At 62.9% G+C, this 21,203-nt stretch carries 23 protein-coding genes; 17 read left to right on the forward strand and 6 right to left on the reverse strand.

The window, feature by feature from the left end; translation table 11 throughout:
* Window positions 1-433: 433 nt before the first annotated feature.
* From ITJ64_RS05095 to ITJ64_RS05105, 3 genes are all read right to left on the reverse strand, one after another.
* A complete protein-coding gene (locus ITJ64_RS05095; RefSeq protein ID WP_194679651.1) occupies window positions 434-1,360 on the reverse strand; it encodes a LysR family transcriptional regulator in 927 nt (308 codons plus the stop codon).
* A 154-nt stretch (window positions 1,361-1,514) separates the two neighbouring features.
* Window positions 1,515-2,366, reverse strand: a complete 852-nt coding sequence (locus ITJ64_RS05100; RefSeq protein ID WP_194679652.1) for an SDR family NAD(P)-dependent oxidoreductase — start codon at window positions 2,364-2,366, stop codon at window positions 1,515-1,517.
* A 39-nt stretch (window positions 2,367-2,405) separates the two neighbouring features.
* Complete coding sequence (locus ITJ64_RS05105) at window positions 2,406-3,251, reverse strand: oxidoreductase (RefSeq protein ID WP_228507683.1); 846 nt, start codon at window positions 3,249-3,251, stop codon at window positions 2,406-2,408.
* A gap of 202 nt (window positions 3,252-3,453) precedes the next feature.
* Here ITJ64_RS05105 and ITJ64_RS05110 point away from each other — a divergent pair, with 202 nt between their 5' ends.
* The 14 genes from ITJ64_RS05110 (at window position 3,454) to ITJ64_RS05175 (ending at window position 14,833) form a co-directional block, all read left to right on the forward strand.
* Window positions 3,454-4,368 (forward strand): DMT family transporter, encoded by a 915-nt coding sequence (locus ITJ64_RS05110; RefSeq protein WP_194679654.1) that lies wholly within the window; start codon window positions 3,454-3,456, stop codon window positions 4,366-4,368.
* A complete protein-coding gene (locus ITJ64_RS05115) occupies window positions 4,365-5,426 on the forward strand; it encodes a hypothetical protein (protein ID WP_194679655.1) in 1,062 nt (353 codons plus the stop codon). Before ITJ64_RS05110 ends, ITJ64_RS05115 begins: the two co-directional genes overlap by 4 nt.
* Window positions 5,423-6,400 (forward strand): GlxA family transcriptional regulator, encoded by a 978-nt coding sequence (locus ITJ64_RS19270; RefSeq protein ID WP_370545045.1) that lies wholly within the window; start codon window positions 5,423-5,425, stop codon window positions 6,398-6,400. Before ITJ64_RS05115 ends, ITJ64_RS19270 begins: the two co-directional genes overlap by 4 nt.
* Before the next feature lie 124 nt (window positions 6,401-6,524).
* Window positions 6,525-6,827 (forward strand): tautomerase family protein, encoded by a 303-nt coding sequence (locus ITJ64_RS05125; RefSeq protein ID WP_194679656.1) that lies wholly within the window; start codon window positions 6,525-6,527, stop codon window positions 6,825-6,827.
* A 121-nt stretch (window positions 6,828-6,948) separates the two neighbouring features.
* A complete protein-coding gene (locus ITJ64_RS05130; protein WP_194679657.1) occupies window positions 6,949-8,169 on the forward strand; it encodes an alpha/beta fold hydrolase in 1,221 nt (406 codons plus the stop codon).
* 40 nt (window positions 8,170-8,209) lie between these two features.
* Window positions 8,210-9,034, forward strand: a complete 825-nt coding sequence (locus ITJ64_RS05135; protein WP_194679658.1) for an NAD(P)H-binding protein — start codon at window positions 8,210-8,212, stop codon at window positions 9,032-9,034.
* On the forward strand, window positions 9,031-9,276 hold the full coding sequence (locus ITJ64_RS05140; protein WP_194679659.1) for a PLDc N-terminal domain-containing protein: 246 nt from the start codon (window positions 9,031-9,033) through the stop codon (window positions 9,274-9,276). The genes ITJ64_RS05135 and ITJ64_RS05140 overlap by 4 nt, the downstream gene beginning before the upstream one ends.
* 10 nt (window positions 9,277-9,286) lie before the next feature.
* Window positions 9,287-9,673: a nuclear transport factor 2 family protein gene (locus ITJ64_RS05145; protein WP_194679660.1), complete on the forward strand. Its 387-nt coding sequence runs from the start codon at window positions 9,287-9,289 to the stop codon at window positions 9,671-9,673.
* A gap of 37 nt (window positions 9,674-9,710) precedes the next feature.
* Window positions 9,711-10,505 carry an alpha/beta fold hydrolase gene (locus tag ITJ64_RS05150; RefSeq protein ID WP_194679661.1) on the forward strand — a complete coding sequence of 265 codons (795 nt, stop codon included), beginning with the start codon at window positions 9,711-9,713 and terminating at the stop codon, window positions 10,503-10,505.
* A 40-nt stretch (window positions 10,506-10,545) separates the two neighbouring features.
* On the forward strand, window positions 10,546-11,265 hold the full coding sequence (locus ITJ64_RS05155; protein ID WP_194679662.1) for an SDR family oxidoreductase: 720 nt from the start codon (window positions 10,546-10,548) through the stop codon (window positions 11,263-11,265).
* Window positions 11,266-11,292: 27 nt separating this feature from the next.
* On the forward strand, window positions 11,293-12,087 hold the full coding sequence (locus ITJ64_RS05160) for an SDR family NAD(P)-dependent oxidoreductase (protein ID WP_194679663.1): 795 nt from the start codon (window positions 11,293-11,295) through the stop codon (window positions 12,085-12,087).
* Window positions 12,084-12,722: a TMEM175 family protein gene (locus ITJ64_RS05165; protein WP_194679664.1), complete on the forward strand. Its 639-nt coding sequence runs from the start codon at window positions 12,084-12,086 to the stop codon at window positions 12,720-12,722. Before ITJ64_RS05160 ends, ITJ64_RS05165 begins: the two co-directional genes overlap by 4 nt.
* 79 nt (window positions 12,723-12,801) lie before the next feature.
* A complete protein-coding gene (locus tag ITJ64_RS05170) occupies window positions 12,802-13,587 on the forward strand; it encodes a type 1 glutamine amidotransferase domain-containing protein (RefSeq protein WP_194679665.1) in 786 nt (261 codons plus the stop codon).
* A gap of 403 nt (window positions 13,588-13,990) precedes the next feature.
* Window positions 13,991-14,833: an alpha/beta fold hydrolase gene (locus tag ITJ64_RS05175; protein WP_194679666.1), complete on the forward strand. Its 843-nt coding sequence runs from the start codon at window positions 13,991-13,993 to the stop codon at window positions 14,831-14,833.
* A gap of 47 nt (window positions 14,834-14,880) precedes the next feature.
* Here ITJ64_RS05175 and ITJ64_RS05180 read toward each other — a convergent pair whose 3' ends face one another.
* Both ITJ64_RS05180 and ITJ64_RS05185 read right to left on the reverse strand, forming a co-directional pair.
* Window positions 14,881-15,837: a GlxA family transcriptional regulator gene (locus ITJ64_RS05180; RefSeq protein ID WP_370545046.1), complete on the reverse strand. Its 957-nt coding sequence runs from the start codon at window positions 15,835-15,837 to the stop codon at window positions 14,881-14,883.
* 379 nt (window positions 15,838-16,216) lie between these two features.
* Window positions 16,217-17,248, reverse strand: a complete 1,032-nt coding sequence (locus ITJ64_RS05185; RefSeq protein ID WP_194679668.1) for an amidohydrolase family protein — start codon at window positions 17,246-17,248, stop codon at window positions 16,217-16,219.
* 228 nt (window positions 17,249-17,476) lie between these two features.
* Here ITJ64_RS05185 and ITJ64_RS05190 point away from each other — a divergent pair, with 228 nt between their 5' ends.
* Entirely contained in the window at window positions 17,477-18,121 is a 645-nt protein-coding gene (locus tag ITJ64_RS05190; protein ID WP_194679669.1) for a TetR/AcrR family transcriptional regulator, read from the forward strand.
* Window positions 18,118-19,806 carry an MDR family MFS transporter gene (locus ITJ64_RS05195; protein WP_194679670.1) on the forward strand — a complete coding sequence of 563 codons (1,689 nt, stop codon included), beginning with the start codon at window positions 18,118-18,120 and terminating at the stop codon, window positions 19,804-19,806. The genes ITJ64_RS05190 and ITJ64_RS05195 overlap by 4 nt, the downstream gene beginning before the upstream one ends.
* On the opposite strand, the gene ITJ64_RS05200 is transcribed toward ITJ64_RS05195, so the two are convergent.
* Window positions 19,803-20,366, reverse strand: a complete 564-nt coding sequence (locus ITJ64_RS05200; protein WP_194679671.1) for a TetR/AcrR family transcriptional regulator — start codon at window positions 20,364-20,366, stop codon at window positions 19,803-19,805. The genes ITJ64_RS05195 and ITJ64_RS05200 overlap by 4 nt on opposite strands.
* A 50-nt stretch (window positions 20,367-20,416) precedes the next feature.
* Here ITJ64_RS05200 and ITJ64_RS05205 point away from each other — a divergent pair, with 50 nt between their 5' ends.
* On the forward strand, window positions 20,417-21,151 hold the full coding sequence (locus ITJ64_RS05205; protein WP_228507685.1) for an SDR family oxidoreductase: 735 nt from the start codon (window positions 20,417-20,419) through the stop codon (window positions 21,149-21,151).
* Window positions 21,152-21,203: the final 52 nt, after the last annotated feature.

A 21,203-nucleotide genomic window follows, 5' to 3' on the forward strand; every position in this document is an offset into this window, starting at 1 on the left:
CTGGGGTGCATGAATACGGTCGTGGGATGGTGGGATCGGCACCAGGTTTCCCTCTACTTCACTGCGATCGTTCTCGGCGGCCTCATCGGGTCGCTCGCGCCGGCGATCGCGCCGGCCCTCACGCCCCGGATGTGCCGCCTGCCCGCCATCGGTCTGATGCCCGTTTACCCCGCCCGACTTAATTGCCCGCAAAGGTTCCATATCTGCAACACGGGCCGCGTCTCGAAAAGCTAAAGGTTAGCGAGACAGCGCCAGTAAAACTCGCCACTCCCACGTCCTGAGATTTCGGCGCCACACTTAGAACATCGCGAATCTGGTGTGTGGTCGAACACCGCACCTGACCTCTCGGCCTGACGACGGCTAAGAGCTCGTCATGTCAATAAAAGGAGCGCGGAGCGCTCGAGCTCAACTGGGCTGAATTGCCCGCGGGCCGTCAAGAGATGCTCCCCGCTGGCAGCTGCTCTATCGCAGCGTTCCGGATAGCTGAACAGATTTGTAAGAGCCCAGCGTCACCAGCCGAAGCTCGTCGCGAGACGAGAACAATACTGCGGTAGATCGGCAACTGCAGTTCCAGCAAGAGGACGTTCTCGGGAACGTCGACGGCTCCCAGTTGTGGGATAAGGGCAACGCCAACGCCCGCCGACACGAGGGCAAGTTGCACACTGAAGTCGGTAGCCTCCGCTACGGCGCGTGGGGCGAAACCGGCGAGATCGGTGGCTCTGTGGACCATGTCGTAACAGGTCCACTCTTGACTAGGAACGATCCAGTCGTGGGCCGCGAAGTCCTCGAGATTGGCGGTGCCGTTTCCTGTTTCAGTCCAATCATCGACGTTGACGGCCAACTGGACGGTCTCCGTTGCAACCGGAGAAACCACCAATCCCGGTCCGGAGATCGGTGGTGTATTTGAGTAGTTGTGTGCCAGCGCGAGCTCGATGTCGCCAGCGGTTAGCGCCGGGATGGAGTCGCTGGGCTCCAATTCGATGAGACGCATGTGCAGCCCTTGCCCGAATGCAGAAGCGAGGCCGCTCCAGGCGCGAGGGACGATTGCCCGAGCGGCGGTCGGGAACGCACCTACTCGATAGGTTCCTGCTACGCCGTCTCTTATCGAAGCGACCTCCATTTCGGCAACGGTCAGCATGTCTACGATGCTGCTTCCGTGACGGGCTAGGAGTTGGCCAGCTGGGGTGACAACGATGCGGCGTCCTTGCTTTTCCGTGAGGGGGACCCCGATTTCACGTTCCAGTGTGGCTAATTGCATCGATATGCCGGGTGCCGTGAGGTTCAGTGATTTCGCCACAGCGGCGATCGTGCCCAGTCGATCGAGCTCGGCCAGCATATTGAGTTTCCGCACGTCTAACACAAAGCCATTGTTGCTCTCAGCTTGGCTTAAAGTAAGTAGGCCTTAATTATTTCCTGAGTGGCAGCTGCCGTCTCGCACGAGTGTGCAGAACTCGACGAACAGGCCGATCCCTTTGGTGCAGGACCGGCCTGACCTCAAATTGAGATGGCAGGGGTCACACTCGGACGAAATCCGTCGTCGGGGCGATCAGGCGGCATGTTGCGAAGTCGGCTCGAAGGTCATCGAGTTTCGCCCCGATCCGAACCATGGCGTCGGAGCCCAGAATGAGACGGTGAAACGTCGGGCCGGCGGTCAGCTGTTCGTAAATGACGCGTGCTGCGAGCTTCGGGTCACCCGGGAACATCACGTCGCTGAGTTCCTCGACGTTCGCCATGGCGCGGAAGAAGTTGCCCGAGGACGCGTCATAGTCCGGCATTAGGTCGCCGGAGAAGTGCGTGCGGCCATCGATGCCGGTGAGGAACGATCCTGGCTCGATGATTACTGCGCGCAGGCCCGCGGGCTCGATCTCTTCCCAGAGCGATTCGGTCAGACCTTCGAGCGCGAATTTGCTTGCCGAGTAGAAGGCGTTGCCGGGAAGGCTAGCTAGGCCATCCATCGACGACATATTGACGATCATGCCGGCTCGACGAGCGCGCATGCCCGGTAAAGCAAGCCGGATCAAAGCAACGGCGGCGAAGAAGTTCACCTCGAATACTTTCCGGTAGTCGGCTTCGTGCTGTTCTTCGATCGCGCCGAGATAGTCGATTCCCGCGTTGTTGACGAGGAAATCGATCTTGCCGAAATGAAGTTCTGCCTCACCTATCAGATTCGATCGCTGGTCTGCGTCGGCGACGTCGGTCACGACTACGAGGCTCGATTCGGGATAAAGAGAAGCCAATCGGTTCATGGCTTCGCCAGATCGAGCAGCCAGTACGACATCGTCGCCCTGGGAGAGTACGTATTCGGCCAGGTCGTATCCGAGGCCGCTGGAGGCCCCGGTGATGACCCAGGTGGGTGTGGTGTTCATAGCAATCTCATTTCCTTTAGCTGGAGCTGAATGGGGAGGTTATGCGCTCAGCGGGTAGTCTGCGGAGGCGCTGACATGAGCCCACTTCTGCGTCTCTGCGGCCCGAACCTCAGCCGCATCCTGGATCATCTTCACAGCGCCGGCGCCAAGGACGAGGCGCATAGGCAAGTCGCCGCCGTTGACTGTCGTGACGATCGCGGACGCCGCTCGCGCGGGGTCGCCGGGCTGGTTGTCGGCATTTGCGGCGCGATAGGCGTTGAGGGAGCCCACTGTCTCTTCGTAATCCGCACCAACGGGGTGAAGGACCATGGAGGACCCTTGCCAGTCGGTTCGGAAAGCGCCGGGCTCGACGATCATCACCTGGATTCCAAACGGTCTCACTTCGTTCGCGAGAACCTCGGAGAAGCCTTCGACGGCGAATTTCGCAGTTTGGTAGGCGCCCATGCCGGGGGTGCCGCCGACGCGGCCGCCGACTGACGAGAACTGGATGATGGTGCCAGATCGTTGCACTCGCATGATCGGTAAAGCGGCTTTCGTGACGTTGACCGTGCCGAACAGGTTCGCTTCGATCTGAGCACGAAAATCCGCATCGGAGGTTTCTTCGATGGGAGCGCTATTGGCGTAGCCGGCGTTGTTCACGACTACGTCCAAGGATCCGAATTCCGTGACGGCAAATGCAACCGCGTCACGGGCGGCGTCGGCGTTGGTGACATCGAGGGCAAAGGTGCGGATCGCTTCGCCGTATTGATCCTGGAGCGCGGCGAGCTGGTCGGGGCGGCGAGCCGTAGCGACGAGTCGATCGCCGCTTTCGAGAACGGCTCGGGACAATTCTTGTCCGAACCCTCTCGAGCTTCCTGTGATGAGCCAGGTTTTAGACACAAGCATTCCAATCGATAGTCGAGCAGGTTTCCGCCGAAGCGATGGTGGCTGAAGTCTGCGCCGAGCGCCGCGAGACCTCTATTCACTTTTTGTTCGCTGTCACCACAACAAAATTGATTCGCCGCCAGCAAAAAGGCAAACAAATATTTTAGCCACAGCGAATAAAAAGTAAATAGACGTGAACTTCGGGCGCAGTCATGCTTCGGCTATGACCTCCAAGAAAGCACTCCTCGCCGGCCTCGCCGTTGTCGTCCTGTGGGCCAGTGCGTTCCCCGCCATTCGCGTCTCCGCGCCCGAGCTCGGCCCTGTTGGACTGTCGCTCATTCGATTGGTGGTCGCCGCGGTTGCGCTGGTAGTCCTGGCGCTGTTCATGAAGGTGCGGCTGCCCGCACGCAAAGACCTGTTGTCGATTGTCATCGCCGCGTTCTTCGGGATGACGGCATACCAACTACTCCTGAACACGGGGGAGTTATACGTGCCCGCCGGTACCGCAAGCATCATCGTCGCCACCGCCCCGCTTGTGTCAGTCGGGATCGCTGCCATCGCCTTCAAGGAAAAGCTTTCGGTGGTCCGCATCATCGGCAGCGGCGTCGCCATCGCCGGGGTGTGCGTGGTGTGTTTGGCCCGAGCAGGACTTAGCCTCACCGCAGCTGTCTGGATCATCGTCGCCGCGATGATCGTGCAGGGCGTGTACCACCCGCTCTCGCGGATGCTGCTTCGTCGCTACACCGCTATGGAAGTTGCAACCTACGCGATGATCGCCGGCACCATCATGACGTTGCCGCTTGTTCCCATCGACTGGCCTCAGCTCGTGTCGGCCAGCGGCGCCGCATGGCTCGGCGCTGCATATCTGGGACTCCTGCCCTCAGCCCTGGGCTTCGTGCTCTGGGGATACGCGATTGCCCGGATGCCCGTCGTCGCGTCGACCTCTCTGCTGTATCTGGTGCCGGCCGTCGCGGTACTCATCTCGTTCCTCTGGCTCGGCGAGATCCCCCTCACCAGCGAACTCGTCGGAGGGGCGATCGTCATCGTCGGAGTTGCCGCGATCAGCCAAGGCGACCGAATCATGACCCGATTCCGCAAGAAGCCGATCGCCTCACCCACATTGGACGTGAACGCATGACACTCAAACGCACCACCACACGATTTCCCCTGAACACACTCGCGATCGCCTTCGGCCTCGCCGGACTCGCGAACGTCTGGACTGCAGCCACCGCTGCACTGAACCTCACACCCGTCTTCGCCGTCATCGCCTGGCTGCTCGCACTAGCGGCCTGGGTCTGGCTCATCGTGGCGCATCTGGACCGCGGCCGTCGAAGCACCAGCACGCTCCGCAGCCAACTCCGGGACCCCATCCAAGGGCCAATCGCCGCACTCGTTCCCGTCGTCGGAATGCTGCTCGCTGCCGCCCTCCGAGTGGTCTGGCTCGATACGGCACGAATTCTCGTCGTGGTGTTCATCTGCCTCACAGCCGCGTTCGCAGCCTGGCTCCTGTCCACCTGGCTCCGCGGAGGGCTCGAGATCGACGCCGTACACGGTGGATATTTCCTACCCACCGTTGCAGGAGGCTTCATCGCTGCGATAACAGCCGCGGAAGTCGGCCTGCCCGCGGTCGCGGTCGGGGCCTTCGCGGTCGGCGCATTCTTCTGGGCAGTGATGTTCGCACTCATCGGCGCCCGACTGATGTTCCGGCCACCCCTTCCCACACCCCTCGTCCCGACGCTCGCCATCTTCGTTGCGCCACCCGCCGTCGCCGGCACTGCCTGGTACTCCATCGTTGGCGCAACGGATCCGATCGCAGTCGGCCTAGCGGGACTGACCATCCTGATGTTGCTCGTACAACTCAGCCTCATCCCGTTCTACCGACGGTTGCCCTTCTCGCTGGGATTCTGGTCGTTCACCTTCCCCTTCGCTGCGGTCGCTGCCGACGGCATCGGTTGGCTCGCGCGCCTGCACCCGTGGGGATGGCCAGTGCCCGTCATTGTCTCCACCGCCATCATCACCGCACTCGTCGCCGCGATCGCCATCAAATCCATCAGGCTTCGGTTCCCCGAACACCACCCGACTGACACCCCCGCAGTCGCACCGGCACCGACCGGCAGCAGCATGCCTTCACTGGCCGTCGACGTCGCGGCATCCACTCGACTGGCCGTAATGCCGCAACGAGAGCAAATCCCGTGAGCATCGCAAGGCGACTTGTCGGGATTCTCATCTACGACAACGTGACGATGATCGACGTCGCGGGACCGGCTGACGTATTCCATCACGCCAACACATTTGGAGCTCGCTACAAAACAATGCTGTTGTCTCCCGACGGAAAGGACGCGCGAGCATCGAACGGACTGCGCCTACCGGCTGATGGCGCCGCAACAAGCGGCCACATCCTCGACACAGTAATCATTCCCGGCGCCTACGGCGTAACAGCCGTCCCATTCCCTGCACCCCTCATCGGGGCGGTCCGCGCCCTCACGGGCACAGCGAAACGAATAGCCTCCGTCTGCACAGGAGCATTCCTACTGGCAACAATCGGCCTCCTCGACTACCGCCGCGCCACCACGCACTGGCTCCACATCGACGAGTTTGCGGCGGCATTCCCGCACACCACAGTCGAGCCAGACGCACTCTTCGTCAAAGACGGCCGAATCATCACCTCAGCCGGAGTGAGCTCCGGGATCGACCTGGCGCTATCTCTGGTCGAAGACGACTATGGCCCAGACGTTGCTCGCAGCGTCGCGAAACAAATGGTCGTCTTCATGCAGCGCCCCGGTTCGCAGTCCCAATTCTCCGCACCATCACGAGCCGCGGTGGCAATAAACAACCCACTGCGCCCACTCCTTGACTCGATCGCCGCAGATCCGGCCGAGAACTTCTCTCTCGCCCGAATGGCCGTAATTTCATCCGTCAGCGTCCGACAGCTCGCCCGGCTGTTCCACGACGATGTCGGCACCACCCCGGCACGCTACGTGGAACTCGTCCGAATTGAAGCCGCCCAGGCCCTCCTGCAAGGAGGCGCAACAGTCGCCCACGCGGCACTTGTCAGCGGGTTCGGAACCGCAGAAACCCTCCGACGTGTCTTCGTCTCCCGCATCGGCAAAAGCCCCACGCTGTACCTCGAAACCCTCCGGCACGATGCTGCATTTCAGCGAGCCAGCTAGCCGCTCAACCCCCGGCAAGATCTGTGGGAATGCTGGCACGCACAGCGGTTCTGCTCTCCAAACCGCAAGCGCAGACTGAGGCCACCGGCCGCCCAGCGTCGGCATCCAACCCAAGGAGAATCCCATGCCGCTCGTCCGCGTAACACTCGTCGATGGCGTTTTCACCGAACAGCAGAAGCACGCCATGGCCGCCGACCTGACCGACGTGATGCTCAAGTACGAAGGCTCCGAAGCCTTCCGCGAAGTCGTCTGGGTGCTGCTCGAAGAGCTCCACACCGACGGCTGGCACATGGGCGGCCTGCCCTTCCGTGGCCCGGCCACCATCGTCGACCACCTCGAACGGTCCAAGAACGCCTACGAAGCCATCGACGGCCACCCGGTGACCCGCGACGAACTCGCCGCAGCCGCCCCCCTCATCTCCCTGTAATCCGCCCCGTCCAGACCGTGCACGCGCCCTCAGGACGCCAAACACAGTCAGGGGAGGACCTTCGAAAGCAAGGCCCACCCCCGCCCAGCTCCACCCCGCGACACCTAGCTTGAGGTCTCTGATGGTCACCGTTCATCATCGCTACGTCCAGATCGATGGACAGTCGATCTACTACCGCGAAGCCGGAGCCGGCAACCCACACAATGTGCTCCTGCTGCACGGGGCGCCAGCCAGCTCGTTCATGTTCCGTGACCTCATCCCCCTGCTCGCCACCAAATACCACGTCATTGCTCCCGACTATCTCGGATTCGGTCTCTCCGACGCTCCACCAGTCGACCAGTTCGAGTACACCTTCCACAGCCTTGCGCGCACCATGACGCGGCTCACTTCGACCCTCGGCTTCACCGACTACGCCCTCTACGTGCAGGACTACGGAGCTCCAGTCGGGTGGCGCATGGCAATGAACGCTCCCGAAGCAGTCGCCGGCATCATCACGCAGAACGGAAACGCCTACGACGACGGATTCGCTGCCTCCTTCTGGGAACCTCTATGGGCCTACGCCCAAGACCCCACGGCGGAAACCGAACCGCCGTTACGAGCCAGCTTCACCGAAGACGCAATCCGGTGGCAGTACCTCCACGGTGTCACCGACCCCACCCTGGTCAGCCCCGACACCTGGCTGCACGACGCAACAGCCGCGAACCGACCTGGAGTACCCGAGATCCATCTGGCGCTGTATCGCGACTACCCCGCCAACGTCGCCCTCTACCCGGCCGTGCACGAATACTTCCGGGAACACCAACCACCCATGCTCGTCGTCTGGGGCGCGAAAGACGAAATCTTCCTCCCGGCAGGCGCACAGGCCTTTCTGCGCGACTTGCCGAATGCCATCCTGCACCTACGACATGGTGGCCACTTCCTCCTCGAAAGCGATCTCGACGGAACCGCCAGCCTCATCCTCGAATTTCTCGAGCACCTGTGGGATAACCACGCGAACGAAGTCGAACTCGACCCGATCGCAGTGCCAGAACCCGTGGCGTCATACCTGACCCGGTCCCAGAGCACCGACCCGGCCACGGCGCTTGAGCTCCTCGGGGAAACCGCCCGGATCACAGACGGCAGTACGTCCTACACCGGCCGGGAACAGCTGCTCGAATTCCTGCAGCACGCCAGCACTGAATTCACCTACACGTCCTCGTTGCTCAGAGCGCGGCGGCACGGTCCCGTCGTCACCATCACCAACCGGCTCGACGGTGACTTCCCGGGCGGCACCGTCACCCTCGAGTACCGATTTGTCATCGACGCCGACAGCCGCATCGGCACCCTCACCATCGACACCTGACACAACCGTCATCCCTCCCTCCACGCCTGAAAGGCACCTCATGAGCACGTTCCTCATCATCGGCGGCACCGGAAAAGTCGGCCGCCGCCTCACCAAAGAGCTCCGCGACCGAGGCCACGTCGCCCGAACCGCCAGCCGGAGCGCCGGCGATGTCATCTTCGACTGGACGAAACCCGAGACATACGCCGGAGCAGTCGACGGAATCGATGGAATGTTCATCGTCGGCCCGGGATCTGCCCGTGATTGGTCCGCCGACCTCGGCAGCCTCCTCACCGTCGCCTACGACAGCGGTGTCACCCACACAGTGCTGCTGTCCGCCCGAGGCGTTGAATTCCTCCCCGGTGGTGCCGTCGCCACGGCAGAGAAAGCCGTGCGCAACAGCCTCATTCCGTGGACAATCCTCCGACCCTCGCACTTCGCCCAGAACTTCACGGAAGCGATGTTCGTCCCCGTCGACGGAATCATCTCGAGCCCTGTCGCCGACGGCGCAGAACCGTTCATCGACGTCGAAGATATCGCCCAGGTCGCAGCAGCAGTTCTGGCAGATGCCTCCTGGAAATACGACACCATCGCCCTCTCCGGGCCAGCCGCACACACCTTCGACGAAGCAGCTGCCATCATCGGCGACAACGCCGGGCTCACGATCAACTTCTACGACGAAGACCCCGACCTTCACACCATCCGACTGCGCCAAAACGGAACCCCCGAGGGTTACATAACCTGGCGCATGGCAATGCTCAACGGAATCCGTCGCGGCGACGACGCCTACCTCAGCGATGGAGTGCAGCGCGTCCTCGGCCGTCCCGCGGCATCGTTCGCGGACTGGGCGGCCCGGGAAGCATCAACACTGACCACAGTCTCATGAACGACGTCGACGGCACCCATGTCGTCATACTCGTCACCGTCACCGTCGTATGGATAGCGCTCTGGGTTCTTGCCGTCGTGAGCATCATCCGAACACCCGGACTCAGCGGATTCGAGCGCGGTATTTGGGTCACAATCGCCATCCTGTTTCCGCTCCTCGGCCCACTTCTTTGGGCCGTCTGGGGGCGCACCCGCACACGCCGCGGCCCCTTAGCTGCTCGTGACATCCGCCCCACCCAATAAGGAGAATCACATGAGCACATACGAAAGCCGCGCGACGTTCGTCAACGACCTCCGCTCAGCACTCAGCACGCAAGACAAAACCAAACTGACAGCCCTCGTCCATAACGACGTCGTGTGGGCTCTCCCCGGCGACAACGCCGTGTCCGGCGAGACCGTCGGCGTCGACGGAATCTTCACCCGTCTGGCAAAGCTGTCCAGCTTCGACGTCCGCATCGAGATCCAGAACGGGATGGTCAGCCCGGACGGAGTAGCAATGGTGCTTCACAACACGGGCACACACAACGGCCTCACCCTCGACGAATACCTCGTATCAGCCGTGACCCTTGTCGGCGACAAGGCATCCCGCATCGACACCTATATCAGCGACATCCCCATGATGGACGCCTACTTCGTATGACAACCCCCACCATTGGACCCCACGCGAAGGAAGACTGATGAGCCAGCAACAGACCGCCGCAATTCGCGACGTGCACCTCGCCTACACCGCCACCGGGACCGGACCGGTTGCAGTGTGGGCGCACGCCCTCACCTCAAGCTCGTGGGCGCAAGAACACGCCGGTGAGTTCGACTGGCAACCCATCTCCGACGCCGGCAAAACGCTCGTGCGCTACGACGCGAGAGGGCACGGCAAATCCACTGGCTCTCCCGTCGATACGGACTACCAGTGGGAAAGTCTCGCGCTCGATCTCCTCGCCCTGATCAAAAGCCTGTCATCAGGTGTGCCCGTAGCCGGCATTGGCTCGTCGATGGGAACAGCCACACTTCTTCACGCAGCCGTCTTACCCGGGCAGCACTTCACTCGTCTCGTCCTCACCTCCCCACCGACGGCGTGGGCAAGCAGAGCCGCGCAAGCCCAGAAGTATCGACAGACAGCGGATCTCGCTGAGTCCGCAGGCGCGGCTGCATTCGGAGAGCTGCTGGCTACATATCCAGTGCCGCCCATCTTCGCCGCCCTGCCCGGATACCCACCTCCTCTCGATGTGAACAACGACCTCCTCCCGCACGTTCTGCGCGGTGCGGGAAGTTCAGACCTCCCATCAAAAGAGGCCCTCGCCCAACTGCAGTTGCCCGTTCTGGTCCTCGCGTGGACCGGTGACCCCACGCACCCGAAAGAGACCGCGATGGAACTCGCAAGCGCGATACCGGGCGCGGAGCTGCGCGTGGCGAGCACCCCGCAAGAGCTCTCGAGCTGGGGGCACGTTGCCGCGAAGTTCCTATCTGCCGAATGAACCACGCCATCAACCACCGCTACATCCCAGAAAGGCAGTCATGACTCTCCGCAACAAACGAATCGTCATCGTTGGTGGCAGCTCCGGAATCGGGCTCGCAACCGCCCAATCGGCGCTTGCCGCGGGCGCGCACGTCATGATCGTGTCCAGTCGTCAGGCCAGCATCGACAGAGCCCTAGCCGTACTGAATGGCCCCGTCACCGGGCACACGATCGACGTTCTCGACAAGAAAACTGTCACCGCCTTCTTCGATGATCTCGGCGAGATCGACCATCTCGTCTATACCGCCGGAGAACCACTCACCGTGACTCCCATCATCGGAATGGACATCTCTGCAGCACAGGACTTCTTTCAAGTCCGCTACTTCGGCGCGCTCACCACGATCAGCGCCGCTGCGCCTCACCTCCATCCTGGAGGCTCGATAACCCTGACCAGCGGCTCCGCCCGCACCCGACCGGGGGCCGGCTGGTCCCTTGGAGCAAGCATCTCCGGTGCAGTGACCAGCCTCACCAAAGCCCTCGCCATTGAACTCACCCCCATCCGGGTCAACTGCGTAGAGCCGGGCATCATCCGAAGCCCCCTCTGGGACGCAATGACCGAAACAGACCGCCACCAGATGTACGAGCAGCAGGGAGCCACTCTCCCCGCCGGCCGCATCGGGGAAGTCACCGACGTCGCCCAAGCCTTCCTGTACGCCATGACACAGACCTTCACCACCGGAACGAGCATTCCGGTCGATGGCGGCGCACCTCTCGTCTAATCACATAGCCCGACGCAAGGAGAAAAAATGGCTCGCGTATTCATCACCGGTTCCAGTACCGGCCTCGGCCTCGCAGCAGCCCAACTACTCGCCAGCGAGGGCCACGCCGTTGTCATCCACGGCAGAGACAAGAGCCGCACCCAGCAAGCGCGCCGCCAGGTGCCGGCTGCGGTCGGCACCGTGACGGGCGACCTCGCGCAGGCAGTCGAGGTGCGAAACGTCGCAGATCAAGCCAACGAGCTCGGCCCGTTCGACGCAGTCATTCACAACGCCGGCCTGGGGTTCCGCGAACCGACGAGGAACACCACGACTGATGGGCACGCACGAGTGCTAGCCGTGAACGTACTGGCCCCGTATCTCCTCACAGCGTGGATGACGCCAGCAAAACGACTGGTCTACATGAGCAGCGGCCTTCACCGTTCCGGCGACGACAGCCTCCACGACATCGACTGGAACTCGCGACCCTGGAACGGATATCAGGCCTACAACGACAGCAAACTCTTCGATGCCACGCTCGCGTTCTCCATGGCCCGCCTCCGGCCCGAAACGCTCACCAATGCACTCGAGCCAGGCTGGGTTGCGACCAGGATGGGCGGAGCAGGAGCACCCGACGACCTCGCCCTCGCCCACGTCACCCAGTTCTGGCTCGCCGTCAGCGACGACCCGCAGGCACTCGTTTCCGGGCACTACTTCTTCCACCAGAAATTGGCCACCGCCCACCCATCAGCTACCAAACACTCATTCCAAGACAAACTTCTCGACCACTTGGAGCTACTGACCGGAGTCCGGATACCGACCATCCCCGCAACCGTCAGCCCATGACCGAGACGATGCGGGCCCCACCACCCGGCGAGGGCTCACCGCGACGACTAGAAGCCCTCAACGACGGCATCTTCGCGATCGTCATGACCATCATCGTGCTCGAAGTGCGCATTCCGGATGGCCCGGAATCCTCCCTCGGCACGCAACTCCTCGCCGTCGTTCCCACCCTTCTGACCTACGCACTCACCTTCGCCACGCTCGGCATTCTCTGGTTCGGAAACCGCGCCCAATCCGAATACATCGCGGTCGCCAACCACCCCCTCATTTGGCTGAACCTCGTCTTCCTCGGAACGATTGCCCTCGTGCCATTCTCGGCAGCGCTTTTGGGGCGATACCCCACTTCCCGCTTCGCCGTCGTCGAGTACGGGCTACATCTCACCGTCGCGGCCTTCATCCACGGCTTCACCTGGCTCTACGTCGTCCACCACCCTTTACTACTCCGCCGAGCACTCTCACCCCGGTATCGACAGCTCAGCCAGATCACCACATTCGCAATCGCCATCGGCTACGCCCTCGCAACCCTTATCGGCTTCTTCATACCGCTCGCCGGACTGATCGCTTTCGTGCTCGTACCCGTCCCCTTCGTCGCCGGCTGGTACTACCAGATGCTTGCCCGCATCAACAACGGCCGATGACACAACACCTTCGCCCCGAGCACAGATTCGAAGCGCGCCACACAGACCGGACAACACCAACTCGAACAAGGAGCACCCCGTGCCAACCGTACTTTTCGCCATCACCGCATCCAACATCTGGACCATGAAAGACGGGTCGACAATCCCGGCTGGTTTCTGGGCCGAAGAGGTCGTGGATCCGTACCGAATCCTGACCACTGCAGGCATAACTGTGCGCATCGCGACACCAGATGGAGCTCCAGCACCACTCCAGCCGTACAGTCTCGACGAGTCGATGACCGGATCACCCGAACGCACCGCCGAGTTGAAGGATGCCCTCGCGGGGCTTGCCCGTCAATTGGAGACACCGGAGGTCCTTGCGGACGTCGACGCCGACAGCATCAACTCGCTTTTCATCCCAGGTGGAACCGGGCCCATGGAAGACCTCTATAAAGACGCAGACCTCGGCCGCCTCATCAACGCGCTAGACAGCCACGACGCCTACATCGCGACTGCGTGCCATGGAACCGTTGCCCTCCTCAGCGCACGGGACGAGAAGGACCCCTGGACTTTTGCCGGCTACGAAATGACCGGGTTCTCCAACGAAGAAGAAGACCAGGGCGGTCCCGAAGACGCCGCACCGTTCACACTAGAAACGCGCCTGCGTAACGAGGGCGCTCAGTATGTCTCTGGAGGACCGTGGGCTCCCATTGTGGTCACCGACCGCAACCTCATCAGCGGACAAAACCCAGCATCCGCCGCAGAAGTCGCGCGACAGCTCGCCTCCGCGCTGAGCTATTCAGCCGTGGCGGCCGCACCCATCTCGGCTGCGGCTAAGCGTACTGACGGCGGCAGCTATGTGGCCGCGCACACATGCGGCACATAGACGTTGATTATGGACGTTATGACAATAGTGATGCGCTAGACCCGCCCGGACTCATTGTTGCCGAGATCGCGCAAGAACTCTCTGCAGTGCGCATCGGACTCAGCTCCGGAGCCGACTTTTCCTAGCCATGCGTCGAAGGCGGGCGAGCTTATGAGCTTGAACTCTACCCGCGGGGTGTGATGGGTACCGTCCTGGTGGACTTTCGGAAACGAGCAACACGACGGGCCCCGGATTGATCCACGTCCGCGCGCTGCCGACAGGGATGCACGTCCGGATGTCTGGGATCTCTGGCCCTGGCTGCGGGGCGCTGGATAGGCACGATCCCGAGACTGGGTTCATCGCCTCATTCGGGGTGATATCGAGGGGCCCTCCGGCTCCGTACTTCAGCGAGGAAAAACAAATCATGTCCGTCATCTCAGTGGGTAAAGAGAACAGCACGTCGATCGACCTGTACTACGAGGATCACGGGGCGGGGCAGCCGATCGTCCTGATCCACGGCTACCCGCTGAGCGGGGCGTCGTGGCTGCCTCAGACGCGAGCGCTTCTCGCGGCCGGCTACCGGGTCATCACCTACGACCGTCGCGGGTTCGGCAAGTCGAGCCAGCCGAGCGTCGGCTACGACTACGACACCTTCGCCGCCGATCTCGATACCGTGCTGACGACCCTCGACCTGCGCGACGTCCTGCTCGTGGGCTTCTCGATGGGTACGGGCGAGGTGGGCCGCTACACCGCCAAGTACGGGACCGATCGCCTCGCGAAGATCGCCTTCCTCGCTCCGATCGAACCGTTCCTGCTGAAGACCGATGACAACCCGAACGGACTCCCACAGGAGGCTTTCGACGGTTTCGTCACCGCCGCGAAAGACGACCCATACGCGTACTACACCGCCTTCTACAGCGACTTCTACAACCTCGACGAGAACCTCGGCAGCAGGGTCAGCCAGGAAGTGGTGACCAACAGCTGGAACGTGGCCACCGCCGGCTCCATGCGCGCCGCGTGGGCTGTGGTGCCGGCCTGGCACGAAGATTTCCGCGGAGACATCGAGAAGATCCGCGCCAGTGGAGTCCGGAGCCTCATCATGCAGGGCACGCTGGACCGCATCCTGCCCATCGATGTGACTGGTCGCGCCTTCCACGCGGTCTTCCCGGAGAGCGAATACATCGAGATCAAGGGAGCTCCGCACGGTTTCGGCTGGACCCATTCCGCCGAGGTCAACGACCACCTGCTGCACTTTCTCGCGTCGTAACGATCTGCGCGCAGCTTGACGATGACCCGATCGGATTCGCGCCCGCTTCACGCGGCGCGGGTCTGACCGGCGGCGGAGGAGAAGCGGCGCTGGTACACCGACGGCGGCACCGACAGGTGGGCGATGAAGGCGCGTCTTAGCGATTCGGGTGTGCCGAAGCCGGAGTCCTGGGCAACGCGCGTGACGGTGTGACCCAGATCGAGAAGCGACTTCGCCTTGTCCACCCGCACGATCTCCACGTACTTGCCCGGAGTCGTCGCAAGCTCGTCATTGAACAACCGAGAGAGGTGCCGAGGACTCACCCGAGCGATCGCCGCCATGCTTGAGGCGGTGTGCTGAGCCGACGGGTCGGCCATGACCGCGCTCACCACCACGCGCAGGAGCGACGCCTCCCCCACCGGAGCGAGCAGACTGTCGGAGAACTGGGTCTGTCCACCATCCCGCCGAAGATAGACGACCAAGGCGCGAGCGACACCTCGCGCGACCTCGGCGCCCTCATCCTGCTCGAGGAGCGTCAACGCCAGATCGATCCCGGCCGTCACACCAGCCGAGGTGTACGTCGCGTCGTCCTCGACCACGATGGCGTCCGGCTGGACCCGTATGCCGGGATAGCGCTGCGCGAGCTCCCGTGTGTGATGCCAGTGGGTGGTGGCTCGCTTGCCGTCGAGCAGACCTGCCGCGGCCAGCACGAACGCTCCGGTGCAGATCGACGCCGTGCGGGCTGCGCGTTCCGACATACTCACCGCCGCCGACGCCAGAGCTTCGGTGACCTCGCCCGCGGGAAACGCCTCACCGCCGGTGACGACCACCGTATCGAACGACCCCCGCGACGCGGCCGAGAAGTCCACGGGAATCCTCATCCCCATCGAGGTCCGCACGTCGCGGCCGTCGACCGAGACCATGCTCATCCGGTAGTCGGCACCGAAGTGATTCGCCTCAGCGAAGACCTCAGCCGGTCCGGCGAGGTCGAGCAGCTTCATATCGTCGAACACGAGCAGGGCCACTCGGTGACCAGAACTCGACATGGTCGGCCTCTCGCATGCTCACTAGGCGGTGCATCGTCAGAATGACCGACCCGTCACACGCATAAAGCGAATGCAAACGGTGCGAGCAAGTAAAGCACGAGCGCGCCCCACCATCAACGCCCCCAGGGCAGACATCGGCAAGTCACTCGTATCTCTAAAACCTAAAGGTTTAGAAGACAGCGCCAGTAGATGTCGCCACTCCCCCGTCGTGCGATCTCAGGGCCGCGTGTTCGAGACCGTCAGTTTGGTTTGTGAGCAAGTGCGTCACCGTTTGGCCTCAGTGACTGCTGGTGCCAGTGAAGGCTGGGAGTCTGAAGACATATTTCAAGGTGAACGTAGGGCCGCGCAGTCATTGCACTTATTTCGCCAATCGAGGGAAGAGCTTCTCGGCGGCGGAGCGGTGCACCTGCCCCAGCCGTTCCGCGCCGGGGCCGTCGTAGACGGCCAGGGCGTGGTCGAAACGGGCACTCCACTCTGGGTCTGCGTAGGGGAAATCGCTTCCGTAGAGGATGTGGCCCGGTTCCGCGAACGCCAGCAGCGACGGCAGCGATGTGGGGCTGGCGGATAGGGCCGTGTCGAAGTAGAACTTCCGCAGGCCCGCCTGGATGCTTTCAGGCGTGGTGCCGGGGTTGAAGAGTGCGGCAGCACTGAATCGGTCTGCGGCGTAGGGAAGGAAACCGCCGGCGTGAGAGAGGATCACACGCAGGTTTGGATGGCGGTCGAACACCCCGTGCGCGACGAGGTCCACGGCGGTGCGCGTGGTGTCGAACGGGAAGTCCAGCAGCGCAGTGGGCATTCCCGGCAGCTGCGGGATCGGCGGCGCGGTGGGGTGCACGAAGACCACGGCCGAGCGCGCGGAGAGCTCCGCCCACAGCGGCTCATACGCGGCATCCCCCAGATACCGCCCGTGCGCGTTCGACAGCAGGAGCACGCCGTCGGCGTGGAGTTCGTCGAGGGCCCGCACGGCTTCGGTGACTGCGCCGTCGAAGTCCGGCAGTGGCAGAACGGCGAAGTGCCCGAAGCGGTCAGGGTGTTCCCTGACCAGTTCAGCCTGATAGTCGTTGAGGTCGCGGGCGAGGTCGCGAGCCGCGGCGTCGTCACCGAAGTGCACACCGGGTGCGCTGATCGACAGAATCCCCGTCTCGATACCTGACGCATCCATCATGGAGATCGCCGCCTGGGGATCCCAGTCGGGCATCAGCCAGCCTCCGACGGTTCGCGGACCCTGACGCGCCGCGGTCCCACCACTTTCCGCCCACGGATTCCATTGCGCAGAACCGCCGGCCACTGCCTGCGCCCCACTCCCTGTCATCAGACTTCCCGCTGCCGCCAGCGCCTCGAAGTAACGAGGCGGAAGCAGGTGCTGATGCACATCGATCTTGCCCGGCATGGTGACCTTCCGATTGTTCTGATGAACGCCGATGGTTGCGTGCGCTCCAAATGTTAACTAGTTTACAGGCGTCTAGTAAATGACAACAGTACATCAAATCAGACATCGATAATCACATTTGTGCAGAGACTGCTTTCATGCATAAACTGCATGAATGCAGCCACTGCACTAATGCATTAACTGCACCGAATGTCGTGTTCGGACAAATCGACCGGATCGGAGTCGCACATGGTTGACGGGTTGCGCGAACGGAAGCGAGCGGCGACGCAGGAGACCATCGAGCGGGCCGCCATTGCGCTTGCGCTCGAGCACGGCTTCGAGAACGTCACCGTGGACATGATCTGCGAGGCGAGCATGGTCTCCCAGCGCACCTTCTTCAACTATTTCGGATCGAAGGAGGGGGTGATTCTCGGAGGCGCGCCACCCCTGCCGGGGGATGAACAGGTGCGCACCTTCACCCATGAGGGCGGTTCGAACCTCCTCGCCGACTTCCTCACCATGATCACGTCCTCGCTGCTGGAGCGTGAACCCGATGCAGCCCTGTTCCAGGACCGACGAACGTTGATCATGCGCACCCCAGAACTCTTGATGAGGGAAACGGCTCGCATGAGCGAATCCGAGGACCAGTTCGTGGCCATCATCCTGACCCGCTTCGAGATCCAGGGCCGAGTCGCAGCCGACCAGCCCGAGCTGGAGGAAGAGGCCCGGATGGTTGTCGCCCTGACCACAGGCGTCCTGCAGTACGTGAGACGTCGATGGGTAGATTCGCCGGCGGGAGCGTCCACCCGGGATCTCCTTCGCACCTCCATCGAACTCATCCACAGCATCACCAACGATCCAGCTCACAACCCGAAGGGCACGGAACACCGATGACCGACACATCCCTCAGCGAGCAGGGCACCAGCACAGCTCCGACGTCGCGACGCCACATCCTGCTCATCTTCGCCGGCCTGATCCTGACCATGCTGCTCGCCTCGCTCGACCAGAGCATGTTCTCCACGGCGTTGCCGACGATCGTCGGGGAACTCAACGGTGTCGACAGCATGCTGTGGGTGACCACCGCCTACATCCTCGCCTCCACGATCATGCTGCCGGTCTATGGCAAGCTCAGCGACTTGATCGGACGGAAAGGGCTGTTCATCGGCGCGATCAGCCTGTTCGTCCTCGGCTCCATCATCGGCGGAATGGCACAGGACATGACCGTGCTCATCGCCGGTCGAGCCGTGCAAGGCCTGGGCGGCGGCGGGCTCATGATCCTGTCGCAGGCGATCATCGCGGACGTCGTTCCCGCCCGCGAGCGCGGCCGGTACATGGGGATCATGGGTGGGGTGTTCGCGATCTCGTCGGTCGCCGGACCCCTGCTCGGGGGATGGTTCACAGAGGGTCCTGGCTGGCGGTGGGGCCTGTGGATCAACATTCCCCTGGGAGTGCTCGCCATCGTCTCCGCGGTACTCTTCCTCCACCTGCCCAAGAACACAGCAGGGCGACCCACAGTCGACTTCCTCGGGATGGGGCTTCTCGCCGCTGCGTCCACCGGCCTGGTCCTGGTCACCACCTGGGGCGGGAGAACCTATGACTGGGACTCAGCTGTGATCATCTCCCTGATCAGTGCGACCATCGTGGCGGGCATCGCCTTCGTGCTGGTCGAGCGTCGCGCCGCCGAGCCGATCATGCCACTTCACCTGTTCAAAGACCGCAACTTCAACCTGACCACGGTCGCCGGCCTGATCACCGGAATCGCGATGTTCGGTGCTATCGCCTACATCCCCACCTACCTACAAATGGTCACGGGAGTGGACGCGACGGAGGCGGGTCTGTTGATGATTCCCTTGATGGCTGCCCTGCTGGTCAGCTCGATCGTCTCCGGCCAGCTCGTCAGCAAGTTCGGTCGCTACAAGTGGCTTCCCGTCGTAGGAACGGCAGTCATCGCCGTCTCTCTGGCTCTCCTGTCCACGATGACGCCGTCGTTGGAGATCTGGATCCTCTGCACCTACCTCGCGATCATGGGCCTGGGGTTGGGCATGAGCATGCAGATTCTCATCCTGATCGTGCAGAACTCGTTCCCCGGTTCCCAGGTCGGGACCGCGACCGCGACGAACAACTACTTCCGGCAGATCGGCGCCAGCCTGGGCACCGCCGTCGTGGGCAGCCTCTTCGTTGCAAAGCTCACAGACCTGCTCGCTCAGCGCCTTCCGGCCGGCGCCGCCACAGCGGCGGGGGGAAGCAATTCGTTCACTCCCGCACTGGTACGAGACCTGCCCGATGCTGTCCGAAACGTCATCGTCGGCGCCTACAACGACGCACTCGCGCCCGTGTTCCTCTACATGGTCCCGCTGGTCGTCGCAGCAGCTGTGCTACTGCTGTTCATCAAAGAGAAGCCCCTGGCCACCACGATCGAACGGGAGATCCTTCCCGAATCCCTCGAGATCGATGGCGCCGACAGCGCCGCTCTCTCGCCGATTTCGAGCGGGGCGCAGCAGCCCGATGTGCACCAGAGCCCGGAGGACACAACGCCTTCGCAGCCGCGCCAGGGTGCCGAAGGTCGACTATCCAGTTAGTCGGTCCAGGCGGCGGAGATGCTGCGATCCACGACCCGACGCCAGCCATTCGGGGCACCAGGGTCGCGGCTGGCCATCCCGGCCATCCACAGCACGGTCATGAGGTCGTCTGGGGTGAACTCCTCCGACAGCACACCGGCATCGTGGGCGTTCTCGACGAGTTCTGCCCCGAGCGCCATGGACCGCTCACAGGCATTGATGAGCAGCACGGCGTCAGGATAGCGGCGCAACATCGCGTCATTCATCGCCGGGTCGCTGAGCTGCAGACCGATCATCTCGGAGATGAACGTCTCCAACCGCGCTCGGGGAGAGTCCTCCGCCAATGTCCGATCTCTGAGCGTCGCGAGCTTCGCTCCGGCGATGTCATCGACCACAGCATCGATGAGCTCTTCTCGGGAGCCGACGCGGTTGTAGAGCGTTCCGATGCTCACGCCGGCTTCCCGGGCGATGTCTTCCAGGGGGGCGGCCAGGCCCCGGCGGGAGAACACGGACACCGCCGCCGCACGCAGCTTCTCGAGGTTCGCCTGCGCGTCTCGGCGCAGGCCCGGGGTAGTGGTCACGGTGACTCCAGTAGAAATTGAGGCTTGTCTCAACATAGACTCTCGAGGAGTTGAGAACCATCTCAACTTACCGTACCGGAACGAATCAGGCTCGGCGGTGGGCCACAGAGGAACAGATCATGCCACTCATCACCATCATCGGAGCAGGCCCCGGCCTCGGGTTGGAGATCGCCCGCGCCTTCGGGCAGAAGGGCTTCGAGGTCGCTCTCGTCGCCCGCGACCAGACCAAGCTCGACTCACTCGCACAGACCCTCGCCGGCGAAGGCATCCACGCCCAGGGTTTCGCCGCCGACATCAGCCGGCCCGCCACGATCACGAAGGCACTTGGGTCGATCCGGGACACACTCGGCCCCATCGACGTGCTCGAGTTCTCGCCCGCCGACCGGACCCTGAAATCCGTCGACGCCCTGAACGTCACCGTGGAGAACCTCCAGCCGCAGCTCGACTTCTACCTGGGCGGCGCCGTGACTGCGATCGGCGCGGTTCTGCCGGACATGGTCGCCCGCGGCACCGGGACCGTCCTCGTGACGACGGGTGGCGGCTCCCTCGCCCCGACGCCGGCTCGCGGCAACATCAACATCGCTGCAGCCGGACTCCGCAACTGGACACTCAATCTCAACACCGCCCTTGCCAATACTGGTGTCTATGTCGCTTTCGTCGCGATCACCGCCCTGATCGGTGGCGGTCGCCCGGATGCTGAGCCTGACGTCATCGCGCAGTCCTACGTGAAGCTCTACGACGAGCGACGGGATGCAGAGCTGCACTACGTCGCCTACGACGGCTGACATCAATCCCGTCCGGGGCCCAGCCGCCGGACGGGACCCAGCCCCATCCCGA

This window comes from Herbiconiux sp. VKM Ac-1786 (assembly GCF_015350805.1).
Lineage (GTDB): Bacteria > Actinomycetota > Actinomycetes > Actinomycetales > Microbacteriaceae > Herbiconiux.

Coding starts and splice junctions, on each gene's coding strand:
- ITJ64_RS05100 (WP_194679652.1), bottom strand. CDS start 2,366: ATGAACACCACACCCACCTGGGTCATCACCGGGGCCTCCAGCGGCCTC.
- ITJ64_RS05105 (WP_228507683.1), bottom strand. CDS start 3,251: ATGCTTGTGTCTAAAACCTGGCTCATCACAGGAAGCTCGAGAGGGTTC.
- ITJ64_RS05110 (WP_194679654.1), top strand. CDS start 3,454: ATGACCTCCAAGAAAGCACTCCTCGCCGGCCTCGCCGTTGTCGTCCTG.
- ITJ64_RS05115 (WP_194679655.1), top strand. CDS start 4,365: ATGACACTCAAACGCACCACCACACGATTTCCCCTGAACACACTCGCG.
- ITJ64_RS05125 (WP_194679656.1), top strand. CDS start 6,525: ATGCCGCTCGTCCGCGTAACACTCGTCGATGGCGTTTTCACCGAACAG.
- ITJ64_RS05130 (WP_194679657.1), top strand. CDS start 6,949: ATGGTCACCGTTCATCATCGCTACGTCCAGATCGATGGACAGTCGATC.
- ITJ64_RS05135 (WP_194679658.1), top strand. CDS start 8,210: ATGAGCACGTTCCTCATCATCGGCGGCACCGGAAAAGTCGGCCGCCGC.
- ITJ64_RS05140 (WP_194679659.1), top strand. CDS start 9,031: ATGAACGACGTCGACGGCACCCATGTCGTCATACTCGTCACCGTCACC.
- ITJ64_RS05145 (WP_194679660.1), top strand. CDS start 9,287: ATGAGCACATACGAAAGCCGCGCGACGTTCGTCAACGACCTCCGCTCA.
- ITJ64_RS05150 (WP_194679661.1), top strand. CDS start 9,711: ATGAGCCAGCAACAGACCGCCGCAATTCGCGACGTGCACCTCGCCTAC.
- ITJ64_RS05155 (WP_194679662.1), top strand. CDS start 10,546: ATGACTCTCCGCAACAAACGAATCGTCATCGTTGGTGGCAGCTCCGGA.
- ITJ64_RS05160 (WP_194679663.1), top strand. CDS start 11,293: ATGGCTCGCGTATTCATCACCGGTTCCAGTACCGGCCTCGGCCTCGCA.
- ITJ64_RS05165 (WP_194679664.1), top strand. CDS start 12,084: ATGACCGAGACGATGCGGGCCCCACCACCCGGCGAGGGCTCACCGCGA.
- ITJ64_RS05175 (WP_194679666.1), top strand. CDS start 13,991: ATGTCCGTCATCTCAGTGGGTAAAGAGAACAGCACGTCGATCGACCTG.
- ITJ64_RS05185 (WP_194679668.1), bottom strand. CDS start 17,248: ATGCCGGGCAAGATCGATGTGCATCAGCACCTGCTTCCGCCTCGTTAC.
- ITJ64_RS05190 (WP_194679669.1), top strand. CDS start 17,477: ATGGTTGACGGGTTGCGCGAACGGAAGCGAGCGGCGACGCAGGAGACC.
- ITJ64_RS05195 (WP_194679670.1), top strand. CDS start 18,118: ATGACCGACACATCCCTCAGCGAGCAGGGCACCAGCACAGCTCCGACG.